This window comes from Streptomyces canus 299MFChir4.1, assembly GCF_000383615.1.
GTDB lineage: Bacteria > Actinomycetota > Actinomycetes > Streptomycetales > Streptomycetaceae > Streptomyces > Streptomyces canus_C.
The window spans coordinates 310,057-322,106 of record NZ_KB911586.1; the positions used below are offsets into that span (position 1 = coordinate 310,057).

Here is a 12,050-nt window from a genome sequence, read left to right on the forward strand (position 1 = left end):
GCCCTACTTGATGTACACCAGGCCGTCCGTCGTGACCGTCGGGCGGCCGCTGGTGCCGACCACCACGATCTTGACGGTGTGCTTGGCGCTGCCGGCCCACGACTTGGTCCAGATCGCGTCGCGGTACTTCGTGGTCGAGGACTTCAGGTCCACGGTCGCGACCTTGGTGCCGTCCACGTACACGTACGCCTGCCCGGAGGTGGACGCCCGCGAGACCACCCAGGAGGCGGACCGGCCGGTGAACGTCCAGGTCAGGCTCGCGCCCTTGGAACCGCTGGAGTACGACTTCCCGCCGAGGTAGCTCGTGGAGGAACGGCTCGTCCAGCTCCCGGACTTCGTGGCCGAGGTCTCCTGGAGGATCATGGGCGTGTAGGAGGGCGACGAGGTGCGGGTGTTGCCCGCGACGTCGTACGCCTTCATCGACCAGGTGCTCGCGGTGCCGGACTTGGCGGTGCGGCTGGAACTGGTGGTGGTCGGGCCGAAGGTGGCCGTCGTCGGGGACAGCAGGCTCACCGACTTCAGCGCCTGGGAGTCGGCGGCCTTCCAGCCGAGGGTGACCGGGACGGCGGTGGTGTTGACCGTGCCGGTGCGCAGGGTGATCTTCGGGGTGGTGGAGAAGGTCGGCGCGGTGGTGTCCGCGACGACGGTGAGCGCGGTGGTCGCGGGAGTGGTCCTGCCGGACTGGTGCACCGCTCGCAGGGCGACCTTGTGGCTGCCCGCGGCCAGGGTCGTGCTCGCCGAGGTGGCCGTGCCCGGGGCGGTCGTGACGACCTGGCCGTCGACCAGCAGCTCGACCTTCGAGATCAGCGCACCCGGCGTGATCGTGGACCACTTCGCGGTGATCGCGCCCTTGGTCCAGTACGTCGAACCGGACAGGGTCGTGCCGGTCAGCGTGGTGAGCTTCAGGCCCTGCACCGGGCCGGACGCCCAGGCGCGGATGGTGGGCAGCTGGGCGTAGAGGGAGGTGCCCGGGCACTCGGTGGCGTAGCCGTCGCGGTGGCCGGAGATCCGGTTGAAGGTGTAGGAGCTGCCCGCGGTGAAGCTCGTACCGGCGAGGTTCTTCTGGGTCGCGCCCGCCTTCAGCTGGACCGTCGAGCCGGGGTCGACGCCGTACTGGCCGAGCTTCCAGGCCGCGATCCGGGCGACCGAGGTGAGGGCGGCGTTCGAGGCGCCCGCGTCGGTGTAGTTGCCGAGGACCGCGATGCCGGCGGACTCACGGTTCCAGCCGTAGGTGTGCGCGCCGAGGACCGGCAGGTCCACCCCGCCCTTGCGGCCCTCGAAGATCGTGCCGCACTTGTCGACGAGGAAGTTGTAGCCGACGTCGTTCCAGCCGTTGGTCTGCGTGTGGTACGCGTAGATGCCCCGGACGATCGCGGCCGACTCGGTGCACGAGTAGTCGTTGGTGCCGTCCGTGTGGTGCACGAAGACGGCCTTCACGTCGGCGTTGTACTCCGAGGGGTCGGGGCTGAGCGCCTCGTCGGCGCCCCAGCCGGCACGCGAGACGATCGCGGGCTCGGGGACCGTCGACGGGGGCGCGGTGGGGGTGGTGGCGGTCGGCGCCGGGGAGACGGTGGAGGACTGCGAGGGCGAGGCCGACGTGGCCGGGTCCGTTGGGGTCGGAGCGGCGGACGTGCTCTCGCTCCCGGTCGGCGACGGCGTCGGGGTCGGCGTCCCGTCCACGGCGAACGCCGCCGGGTCCGTGTCGTCGCCGGCGGTCCGCTGCTCCGCGGCGGTCGCGATGCCCGGGTCGACGAGGTTGACCTCAAGTCCCTTGGGCAGTCCGGCACTCGTGCTGCCGTCCTCGTGGACGACCTGCACCTGCACGCCGTCCGAGGGGCCGACCCACAGCGGTTCGGACGCGCCGCGCGCGCCGCTGCGCTCGCCGGGGTCCTCCGGCGGGTCGATGTTCGTCTCCAGGTCCTGCCAGGCGGTCCACTCGCCTGTCTCACTGCTGCGGGTGCGGACCTGCGCCTTGCCCTCCAGCGGCTTGGTCACCCCCGTCCACGAGACACCCAGCAGCGAGAACTGCTTGGTCTCGGTGCGCGGCAGCTCCCGCTTGCCGGCCTCGGTGCTCTTCAGCGTCAGGTCGTAGACCTTCACCGGCCGCTTGGGCTGCACGTCCCCCGCGGCGTCGGTCGGCGGACTGGCGACGGCGTAGGTCGCGATGCCGCCGCCTCCCAGAACCACCGCACCTAGCGTCAGCCACGCCCGCCGCTTCATGCTCAGCGGTCTGTACGCACGGCTTTTACGACGACTCACTACCCCACCCCTGAATGTGGTCAACAGACCATGAATCCGGTCACAGAAACACCACCTGTCACACAGGTGCCATCCAGACAGCGTGCGGGGACCACCAGGTGTCACACGTGTCCCTCGCGAGGTGCCAGGGATGTCCGACCTGCTGTGACACTTCTGTGAGGCCCGGCGCTGTTGACCGTGGGGGACATGGGCAAAGGTGACCGTGCCGGACGGTGCGGAATCGCCACGAACCGGTACGGACGGGAAAGTTTTTGGGCCAGGGAGGGGAACCCCGCCGCGTGCAGGCGTACGACGGGGAACTGGGCGCGGCCGTCGCGAGCGCCCAGGAGGGCGACGAGACCGCCTTCGCGGTCGCCTACCGGTTGGTGCAGCCCGGACTGCTCGGGTATCTGCGCGGGCTGGTCGGGGAGGACGCGGAGGACGTGGCGTCGGACGCCTGGCTGGAGATCGCCCGGGACCTGGGCCGGTTCAGGGGCGACGGGGCGGGCTTCCGGGGCTGGACCGCGACCATCGCCCGGCACCGGGCCCTGGACCATCTGCGCCGGCAGAAGGTGCGGCCCCGGTCGTCGGCGCTGGAGCAGGACATGCTGGACCTGCCCGGCCCGTACAGCACCCACGACCAGGCGCTGGAGTCGCTCTCCACCGAGTACGCCCTGGAACTGGTCCGGGGGCTGCCGCGGGACCAGGCCGAGGCGGTGCTGCTGCGGGTGGTGGTGGGACTGGACGGCCCCGCCGCGGCCCGCGTCCTCGGCAAGCGCCCCGGCGCGGTGCGCACGGCCGCGTACCGGGGTCTGAAGCGGCTGGCGCAGCAGCTCGGCGTCGAGAGTGTGACGGATGACGGCTCCCGGACGCTGGGGGAGTCGACATGACAGGTCAGGACGCCACGTCGGACAGGGACGGACACGGCATGGGTGACGAGCGGAGCGGCGATGCCCCCGGCCGCCGGCGTGCGCGCCCGGCGAAGGCCGTGCGGGGGCGGGCACGGGGCGACGGCTCGGCGCCCGGCCGTGAGCGGTCGTACGACCGCGAGTCCCCGTCCGTCGACAGCCCCCTGGAAGCCCTGCTCGCCGCGGCCATCCGCGGGGAGAAGTGCGAGGACGAGGGGGAGCGGCGGGCCGTGGCCGCTTTTCGGGCGGCGAGGGACGCCGGCGAGCATCGGGCGCGGACGCGACGGCGGGACGACTGGCGGCCCCGCACACGGCGGAGCAGGGCGCGTTCGTTGAGGGCGACGCTCTCCGTGCTCCTGGCGAGCCTCACCCTCGGCGGGGTCGCGTACGCGGCGATCGGCTCGGCGGGCGGCGGTCATGACCGGGGCGCTACACGGGAGACGGACGTACGCCCGAGCGTCTCGGCGAGCACCCCCGCCGAGTCGCCCAGCGGCGCGCGGTCCTCCGCGTCCGCTCCTTCCGGCCGCCCGCCCACCGCGAAGGACACCCTGGCCCACTGCCGTGCCTACGAGAAGCTCGGGAACCACGGCAAGGCGCTGGACTCCACGGCGTTCCAGCGGCTCGTGGTGGCGGCCGGCGGCGAGGCGAACGTCAGCGCTTACTGCACCGCGCTGACGGACGCGGCCGACGCGAAGAGCGCGGACGGGGCCAAGGGCGCGGCGAACGCGAACGGCGGGGGCAACGCCGGCGACGCGGGGAACGCGGGCGGCGCGAAACCGGGGAAGCAGAAGGACAAGGCGAGTGGCGGGCAGAACGCGGACGGGAACAAGTCCGGCAAGCAGTGACCCGCCACGGCCGAGGCGACCGGCCGGGGCCGCACCCCCGGTCCGACGGAAGTGCGAAAGCTTCGATGATGTTGTGCACGCGGACGGCGCGCGGTTCGCGTGTGTCGCGCCGAGCGCAATCTGCGTGGCCGGAGCCGCCGTATCGTCGCGATCCAACTGCCCAGCCAGTGAGAGCCGGGCATACGTGTCCCGCACCGCAGGTGGGTCAGGGAGGGCAAGACCTGACGGGTCGCTGGATGTCGCCACTGGCAGCGTGCCGTCTGGACGGTTGGTTTCGCGATGGCCCGTCGTGGCCCGATTTCGCGCACGGGGCCAAATCAGAGCCGTTGACACCGCTGAGACGGCCGGGGCCGCCACCCCCCACAGGAGAGGCCCCGGCCGTCGCGCGGTACGGGCCGCGCGGCGGCCCGTACTTTCTTCAGCGTCATGAGTGCGGTTTCTGTCACACCCCACCGGACCGGCTCCGGATCACGAGGTCGTTGCATTTTGTACTGACATGGACGAGCAGCGGTTTCAGGTCGTAACGTGCCTTTCGCGCCGGGCGCGGAAGTTGAATGATCAACGCGACTCTCGAACGATCACCACAACCCCTCGACGGCTTGAAGCGGCGACCATCGATCGCGACCACGTATTGAGGATTCACGGGTGCTGGGGGACGACGCGGAGTTGACTGCCGCGGTGCTTGCGGCACAGGACGGGGACGAGACCGCGTTCCGGACTGTGTACCGCGCGGTGCACCCGCGGCTGCTCGGATACGTCCGGACGCTGGTCGGTGATCCGGACGCCGAGGACGTGGCCTCCGAGGCCTGGCTCCAGATAGCCCGTGACCTGGACCGTTTCGACGGAGACGCGGACCGTTTCCGCGGCTGGGCCGCCCGGATAGCCCGCAACCGCGCCCTCGACCACATCCGGATGCGCGGCCGCCGCCCCGCCATCGGCGGCGACGAGACCGAGCTGACCGGGAAGCCCGCCGAGTCGGACACCGCGGGCGAGGCCATCGAGGCGCTGGCCACCGACATCACCCTCTCGCTCATCGCCCGGCTGCCCCAGGACCAGGCGGAGGCCGTGGTGCTGCGCGTGGTGGTCGGCCTGGACGCCAAGACCGCCGCCGAGACCCTGGGCAAGCGTCCCGGCGCGGTACGGACGGCCGCGCACCGGGGTCTGAAACGGCTCGCCGAGCTCCTCGGCGAGGATCCGGAATCGACCGGTGTGCTCGACGCCCTGCCGCCGCAGCGAGAACCGCAGAACAGCGCGGTGACGTCCGCGAGTGTGACGCATATGCGTCCGCGGACGCAGAAGGACATGTGATGGCCGACGAAAGCTACAGGTGGCTGGACCTCGAGACAGCGGAGCGGTTGCTGCGCGGCGAGTCACTGGAAGCTGTCGACCAGGCCGCCCGCGACCAGGCCGAGCGGCTCGCGAAAACGCTGGACGCGCTGACCGCCGAACCCGCCCCGACCAGCGGCGAACTCCCCGGTGAGGAGGCCGCGCTGGCCGCGTTCCGCAAGGTGCGCGCGGATCGTGCGGACGACTGGGTGAGCCCGCCCGCCCGGGACCGGCAGCGGACCGGAACCGGCTCCGCCGACGGTGGTCTCGTGCGGATCGGCGCCCCGGACACGGGGGCCGGCCGCCCCCGCGGGCGGCGTCCCGCGCACCTCGGACTGGCCGCCGTACTGGCCGTCGGGATGGTGGGCGGAGTGGCGGTCGCGGCCGGAATCGGAGTCCTGCCGCACCTCGGGGACGGCGAACCGGAACCCGCGGCGACGGTGTCGGCCGCCGCCACCCCGGACCACCCGCGCGTCTCGCCGTCGACCCCGGCCCCGCAGGTCGTGCCCTCGCCCGGGGGCTCCCCCTCCGGTGGGGCCGGCTCCCGGGACACGGCACGCGGCGGCACCGGAGCGGCGCCCGACAAGGGTTCCGAAGGGCTGGGCGTACGGCCCCGCCGCGACTGGAACGGAGCCGCCTCGGCCTGCCGGGACGTGCGCGCCGGAAAGAAGCTCGACGCGACCCGCGAGCGCTCCCTGGAGGGCGCGGCGGGCGGCACCTCACGGGTCTGGAAGTACTGCAAGGGTGTCCTGTCCGGCACCGGCACCCGCGACACCGAGTCCGCCCCCGACGACCGCAAGGGCGACGGCAAGGGCGAGGACTCCGGCGACCACGAGGACAACGACAAGAACGGCCACGGGAACGGCCACGGCGACGGACACGGTCACCACGGCGACGGCGACGGCAACCAGTTCACGTCCCCCCGCAAGAACCACCATGCCCCCGAGGGCGGCACCTCCTCCGACGCCCCGCTCGCCACGACCCGGGCAACGATGTCACCGGATCCGGTTCCGAGCCCGTCGTACAGCGCACTCTGAGTGCGGGCCACGTCGCTGACCTGCGTTTTTCTCACCCACTGCGGAGTGGTTCGCGGTGGGTGTGACGTTTTCGGGGGCCGGAGCGCAGTAGTGAGTGAGCCGACTGGTCATCGGCCGTCGCACAGAGCCGGGGTTCCCCCCGTACCTACGGCTCGTGCACCTGGCGCGGGCGGGACACGTTCCCCCGGTCCCGTCCGCGCCCCTAACTCCTCCCAGCGCACCTCACCAGTGGACGACGACCTTGTCGCCGTTGCGCACCTGGGCGTACAGGTCCGCGATCGCCGTCTCGTCCCGGACGTTGACGCAGCCGTGCGAGCCGCCCGCGTATCCGTTGGCGGCGAAGTCGGCCGAGTAGTGCACCGCCTGGCCGCCGCTGAAGAACATGGCGTACGGCATCGGGGAGTCATAGAGCGTCGACACATGGTGCCGTGACTTCCAGTAGACGCTGAACACGCCCTCACGGGTCGGTGTGCCCACCGAGCCGAAGCGGACCGACACGGTCATGACCGTTCGCCCGTCGATCATCCAGCGCAGGGTCCGGCTCGTCTTGCTGATGCATAGCACCCGCCCGGTCAGACAGCGCGCGTCCGGCGCGTCGGCCGGTTGGCCGCCCATCAGATACAGCTCCCACTTGCCCGGCTCGTGCGTCATGGCCTTCAGCCGCTTCCAGGTGACCGTGTCGGTCCGCCCGGTTTTCGGCAGCCCGCGCTTGCCCTGGAACCCCTTCACCGCCCGCTCGGTGAGATCGTCGTACGACCCGGTCGGCCCGTCGTAGAGCCACGCGACCTGACGCAGCCGGGCCTGCAACTCCCGTACGTCCCGCCCGGAGTCCCCCCGCGACCACAGCACGGCGGCGGGCGCGGCAGCTGGAGCGGACGGTGTCGTGCTCGGTTTCGGGTCGTCGTCCGCCGGTGGCGTACTGCGCTCCGGGACCTCGATCCGCACCGGCAGACGCCGCTTGCCGTCCCCGTCCCCGTCGGCGGTCCGCACCGTACAGCCGCAGGCCAGCGCCAGGACCAGCAGCGCGGCGAACGCTCTCCCCATGCCCGTACCACGCATCCGGACCCCCAGTCGTCTCACCGGCATCCCCTGATGTCTCCCCCCGGACGGCCGGTCGCGAACGACCCGGCGGCGCTTCGCCCGAGACCGCAATACGGTGGTGGGCATGACGCGTGAGTCGGAGTCCGGACTGCCCATCGAACCCGTCTACGGTCCCGAGGCCCTTCGGGGCTGGACCCCCGAGGAGAAGCTCGGCGAGCCGGGCGGGTACCCCTTCACGCGGGGCGTGTACCCGTCGATGTACACGGGCCGCCCCTGGACCATGCGCCAGTACGCCGGTTTCGGCACGGCGACCGAGTCCAACGCCCGCTACCGGCAGCTGATCGCCCACGGCACGACCGGTCTGTCGGTCGCCTTCGACCTGCCCACCCAGATGGGCCACGACTCCGACGCCCCGATCGCGCACGGCGAGGTCGGCAAGGTCGGGGTCGCCGTCGACTCGGTCGACGACATGCGGGTGCTGTTCGACGGGATCCCGCTGGACCAGGTCTCCACGTCGATGACGATCAACGCGCCGGCCGCCCTGCTGCTCCTGCTGTACCAACTGGTCGCCGAGGAGCAGGGAGTCGGCGCCGACCGGCTGACCGGCACGATCCAGAACGACGTGCTGAAGGAGTACATCGCGCGCGGGACGTACATCTTCCCGCCCAAGCCCTCGCTGCGGCTGACCGCCGACATCTTCAAGTACTGCAAGGCCGAGATCCCGAGGTGGAACACGATCTCGATCTCCGGCTACCACATGGCTGAGGCCGGTGCCTCGCCCGCGCAGGAGATCGCCTTCACCCTCGCCGACGGCATCGAGTACGTGCGCACGGCGGTCGCGGCCGGCATGGACGTCGACGACTTCGCCCCACGCCTGTCGTTCTTCTTCGTCGCGCGGACGACGATCCTGGAGGAGGTCGCCAAGTTCCGCGCGGCCAGGCGGATCTGGGCCAAGGTGATGCGGGACGAGTTCGGCGCGCGGAACCCCAAGTCGCTGATGCTGCGTTTCCACACGCAGACGGCCGGGGTGCAGCTGACGGCCCAGCAGCCGGAGGTGAACCTGGTCCGGGTCGCCGTCCAGGGCCTGGCGGCGGTCCTCGGCGGCACGCAGTCGCTGCACACCAACTCCTTCGACGAGGCCATCGCCCTGCCGAGCGACAAGTCCGCGCGGCTGGCCCTGCGCACCCAGCAGGTGCTGGCCCATGAGACCGACGTGACCGCGACCGTGGACCCGTTCGCCGGCTCGTACGCCGTCGAGAGGATGACCGACGACGTCGAGACGGCCGCGCTGGACCTGATGCGCAAGGTCGAGGACCTCGGCGGCGCGGTCGCCGCCATCGAGCACGGCTTCCAGAAGAACGAGATCGAGCGCAACGCCTACCGGATCGCCCAGGAGACCGACTCCGGCGAACGGGTGGTCGTGGGCGTCAACCGCTTCCGGCTCGACGAGGAGGAGCCGTACGAGCCGCTCCGCGTCGACCCCGCCATCGAGGCCCAGCAGGCCGAACGCCTCGCGAGGCTCCGCGCCGGCCGCGACCGGTCCGCGGTGGACGCGGCCCTCGCCGCCCTCAAGAAGGCGGCCGAGGGCGAGGACAACGTCCTGTACCCGATGAAGGACGCGCTGAAGGCCCGGGCGACCGTGGGGGAGGTGTGCAACGCGCTGCGGGAGGTATGGGGGACCTACGTCCCGACGGACGCGTTCTGAGTGCGACACTCGATCTCGTGTCCGGTGTCATAGACGGTGTCATAGACCTCCCCACCTAGCTGGCCGGCCTTGTCCTGATCGTCCTGCTGCCCGGCCCCAACTCGCTGTACGTCGTCTCCGTCGCCGCGCGGCGGGGAGTGCGGGCCGGGTACACCGCCGCGGCCGGAGTGTGGTGCGGGGATGCCATGCTGATGAGCCTGTCGGCGGCCGGGGTCGCCTCGTTGCTCCAGGCCAACGCCGTGCTCTTCGGGATCGTGAAGTACGCGGGGCCGGGTATCTGACGTGGCTCGCGGTGGGGATGCTGCGGGCCGCGTGGGGGCTGTGGCGGTCGCGGCGGTCGCCCGTGGCCGAGGCGGAGGTCTCCGACGCCGGTCCTGGTGAGCGGCCGTATCGCAAGGCTCTGGTGATCAGCCTGTTCAACCCCAAGGCGATCCTGTTCTTCGTCGCCTTCTTCGTGCAGTTCGTGGATCCGGGGTACGCGTATCCGGCGCTGTCCTTCGTCGTCCTCGGGGCGTTCGCGCAGGCGGCCGGCTTCCTGTACCTCACCGCGCTGATCTTCGGTGGGACGAGGCTGGCGTCCGCGTTCCGCAGGCGGCGGCTGCTGTCCTCGGGGGCGACATCGGCGGCGGGGGCGCTGTTCCTCGGGTTCGCCGTGAAGCTGTCACTCGCTAGCGCGTGATCCCCCGGCCGACGTAACGCACCAGCTTCGCGGCGTCCTCACCCGCCCAGCCGACGTAACCGTCCGGACGCACCAGGAACAGTCCCTTCCCGTACGACGGCTGCTCGTCGCCCGTGACCACCCGCACCGACTCCGGCAGCCGCGGTGCCTCGACGCCGACCGCCACCAGCGTCCAGTGCGGGCCCCGGAACGCGTCGAAGAGCCGGGTCTCACCGAGCTTGCCGTCGGGGGCGCGGTCGCCGGCGCGGAGTCCGTTCGGTGCCGTGCGGGTTTCCTCCGTCAAGGACGACTCCCGGTACCTCAGGCCCAGTTGGCGGGTCGCCTCGCCCCGGCGGACCTCTCCCCGGTGCACGCCCGTCGAGATGCCGAGCATCTGCGCGGCAACGGGACGGCGTTCCTCCTCGTAGGTGTCCAGGAGGGCGGCCGGGGCCCCGGCGCGAAGCACCGCTCCCAGCTTCCAGCCCAGGTTGTACGCGTCCTGGACGCTCGTGTTCAGACCCTGGCCGCCCGCGGGGGAGTGGACGTGGGCCGCGTCACCGGCGAGGAAGACCCGGCCGGAGCGGAAGCTGTCCGCGAGGGCCGCGCGGGGCCGGAAGTCGGAGGCCCAGCGGAGCTCCGTCACCGACTCGGGGGCGAGGTGGGAGCGGGCCGCGACGACCTCGCGGACGGCGTCCGGGGACAGGTCCACCCGCGTGCCCTCCGGGAACTGGGCCACGATCTGGAAGTCCTCCGTGCCGGCGAGCGGGCAGATCGAGAGGTAGCCGGTGGCCGCGCCGCGAGGCGGGAAGATGTGCCAGTTGTCCCGGTCGAGGCCGGTGATGCGGGCGTCCGCGACGAGGAGGGGGTTCGGGTCGACCGTCTCGCCGGTCATGCCGATGCCGAGCGTGCGGCGGACGGCCGAGCGCCCGCCGTCGGCGGCGACCACGTACCGGGCGCGGACGTCCGCGCCCGCCGCGAAACGCACGGTCACCCCGTCCCCGTCCCCGTCCGCGTCCTGCTCCAGGCCGACGGCCTCCCGGCCGAAGGACACCCACCCGCCCAGCTCCTCCAGCCGTGCGGACAGCACCTCCTGGGTGCGCCACTGGGGGACCATCCGCGCGTTGTACGGGGAGTCCTCCGTCGGCTCGGCCGGGTCGAACATCCGGTGCTCGCCGACCCGCTCGCCGTCCTGCCAGACCATGCCGACCGGGTACGTCCCGCCGACCGAGAGGATCGCGTCGAGCACGCCGAGGTCGTCGAAGACCTCCATGGTGCGCGGCTGGAGGCCCTTGCCGCGTGAGCCCGGGAACAGGCGGTCCGCCTTCTCCACGACCAGCGCGTCCACGCCCCGCCGGGCGAGGTCGATGCCGAGGGCGAGGCCGGTGGGGCCGGCGCCGACGATCAGTACGTCCGTGTTCATCACCACCTCCTTAACGCTGTTAAGTGCCTGGACTCCGAGAGTGCCCTTAACGCTGTTAAGCTGTCAAGCGTGAGTACGGAGAAACGCCCGCCCCTCGACCGTGCGAGGGTCGCCGACACCGCCCTGAAGCTCCTGAACGAGGTCGGCCTCGACGGCCTCAGCCTGCGGGCCATCGCCAGGGAACTCGACGTCAAGGCCCCCGCCCTGTACTGGCACTTCAAGGACAAACAGGCGCTGCTCGACGAGATGGCGACCGAGATGTACCGGCGGATGGTCGCCGGTACCGCACTCGACCCGTCCGACACCTGGCGCGAGCGGCTCCTCAAGGCCAACCGCGGGCTGCGCGCCGCCCTGCTCGGCTACCGCGACGGCGCCAAGGTCTACAGCGGCTCACGCTTCACGGGCCTGGTCCACGTCGAGCAGATGGAGGAGACCCTGCGCCTGTTCACGGCCGCCGGATTCACCCTCGCCCAGGCGGTCCGGGCCCAGTCGACGACGTACTACTACACCCTCGGCTTCGTCACGGAGGAGCAGGGCGTGGAGCCGCTGCCGGGCGAGCGCCGGGACGGCTTCGACGTGGCGGAACGCGCCCGCCTGATGACCGACTTCCCCTTGTCGGCGGCGGCGGGCGCGGAGATCTTCCAGGACTTCGACCAGCACTACGAGGAGGGGCTCGCGCTGGTGCTTGCGGGGATCGAGCAGCAGTACCGGCCTACCGGGCCCTGACCTTGCGCACGGCGCGTGTGACGACGGGGAGCGCCGTGGCCGGGGAGGGGCTCGGTGCGGCCGCGGGTTTCGTGTAGTGCCGGGCGTGCGGGAGCGGTGGTGCCTGCATCTTCTGCGCGCGCCCCCGCACTGCCGGGATCGGGTGG

The 12,050-nt window shown here is 71.8% G+C and carries 9 protein-coding genes and 1 pseudogene; 7 read left to right on the forward strand and 3 right to left on the reverse strand.

Annotated elements, in window-relative coordinates; all coding sequences use genetic code 11:
• Nucleotides 1–3 precede the first annotated feature (3 nt).
• Nucleotides 4–2,220, reverse strand: a complete 2,217-nt coding sequence (locus tag H293_RS0115110; RefSeq protein WP_028807861.1) for a peptidoglycan recognition protein family protein — start codon at nucleotides 2,218–2,220, stop codon at nucleotides 4–6.
• Between the two features lie 290 nt (nucleotides 2,221–2,510).
• Here H293_RS0115110 and H293_RS0115115 point away from each other — a divergent pair, with 290 nt between their 5' ends.
• From H293_RS0115115 to H293_RS0115130, 4 genes are all read left to right on the forward strand, one after another.
• Nucleotides 2,511–3,128 carry an RNA polymerase sigma factor gene (locus tag H293_RS0115115; RefSeq protein WP_028807862.1) on the forward strand — a complete coding sequence of 206 codons (618 nt, stop codon included), beginning with the start codon at nucleotides 2,511–2,513 and terminating at the stop codon, nucleotides 3,126–3,128.
• The gene (locus H293_RS0115120; RefSeq protein ID WP_020118706.1) at nucleotides 3,125–3,991 is read left to right on the forward strand and encodes a hypothetical protein; all 867 of its coding nucleotides are present in this window, start codon (nucleotides 3,125–3,127) and stop codon (nucleotides 3,989–3,991) included. Before H293_RS0115115 ends, H293_RS0115120 begins: the two co-directional genes overlap by 4 nt.
• 645 nt (nucleotides 3,992–4,636) lie before the next feature.
• Nucleotides 4,637–5,299, forward strand: coding sequence for an RNA polymerase sigma factor (locus H293_RS0115125; RefSeq protein WP_020118707.1), 663 nt, complete (start codon nucleotides 4,637–4,639; stop codon nucleotides 5,297–5,299).
• On the forward strand, nucleotides 5,299–6,354 hold the full coding sequence (locus tag H293_RS0115130; RefSeq protein WP_033415408.1) for a hypothetical protein: 1,056 nt from the start codon (nucleotides 5,299–5,301) through the stop codon (nucleotides 6,352–6,354). Before H293_RS0115125 ends, H293_RS0115130 begins: the two co-directional genes overlap by 1 nt.
• Before the next feature lie 222 nt (nucleotides 6,355–6,576).
• Here H293_RS0115130 and H293_RS0115135 read toward each other — a convergent pair whose 3' ends face one another.
• The gene (locus tag H293_RS0115135) at nucleotides 6,577–7,398 is read right to left on the reverse strand and encodes a L,D-transpeptidase family protein (RefSeq protein WP_020118708.1); all 822 of its coding nucleotides are present in this window, start codon (nucleotides 7,396–7,398) and stop codon (nucleotides 6,577–6,579) included.
• Nucleotides 7,399–7,519: 121 nt separating this feature from the next.
• On the opposite strand from H293_RS0115135, the gene H293_RS0115140 reads away from it, so the two are divergent.
• Nucleotides 7,520–9,100 (forward strand): acyl-CoA mutase large subunit family protein, encoded by a 1,581-nt coding sequence (locus tag H293_RS0115140; RefSeq protein WP_020118709.1) that lies wholly within the window; start codon nucleotides 7,520–7,522, stop codon nucleotides 9,098–9,100.
• A gap of 59 nt (nucleotides 9,101–9,159) precedes the next feature.
• Nucleotides 9,160–9,779: pseudogene (leuE, locus tag H293_RS52700) on the forward strand (leucine efflux protein LeuE).
• Here the strand turns inward: leuE and H293_RS0115150 are convergent.
• Complete coding sequence (locus tag H293_RS0115150) at nucleotides 9,769–11,178, reverse strand: FAD-dependent oxidoreductase (protein ID WP_020118710.1); 1,410 nt, start codon at nucleotides 11,176–11,178, stop codon at nucleotides 9,769–9,771. The pseudogene leuE and the gene H293_RS0115150 overlap by 11 nt on opposite strands.
• Nucleotides 11,179–11,247: 69 nt before the next feature.
• Between H293_RS0115150 and H293_RS0115155 the strand changes: the two genes are divergently transcribed.
• The gene (locus tag H293_RS0115155; RefSeq protein WP_020118711.1) at nucleotides 11,248–11,904 is read left to right on the forward strand and encodes a TetR/AcrR family transcriptional regulator; all 657 of its coding nucleotides are present in this window, start codon (nucleotides 11,248–11,250) and stop codon (nucleotides 11,902–11,904) included.
• Nucleotides 11,905–12,050: the final 146 nt, after the last annotated feature.

Coding starts and splice junctions, on each gene's coding strand:
- H293_RS0115110 (WP_028807861.1), bottom strand. CDS start 2,220: ATGAAGCGGCGGGCGTGGCTGACGCTAGGTGCGGTGGTTCTGGGAGGC.
- H293_RS0115120 (WP_020118706.1), top strand. CDS start 3,125: ATGACAGGTCAGGACGCCACGTCGGACAGGGACGGACACGGCATGGGT.
- H293_RS0115130 (WP_033415408.1), top strand. CDS start 5,299: ATGGCCGACGAAAGCTACAGGTGGCTGGACCTCGAGACAGCGGAGCGG.
- H293_RS0115135 (WP_020118708.1), bottom strand. CDS start 7,398: ATGGGGAGAGCGTTCGCCGCGCTGCTGGTCCTGGCGCTGGCCTGCGGC.
- H293_RS0115140 (WP_020118709.1), top strand. CDS start 7,520: ATGACGCGTGAGTCGGAGTCCGGACTGCCCATCGAACCCGTCTACGGT.
- H293_RS0115150 (WP_020118710.1), bottom strand. CDS start 11,178: ATGAACACGGACGTACTGATCGTCGGCGCCGGCCCCACCGGCCTCGCC.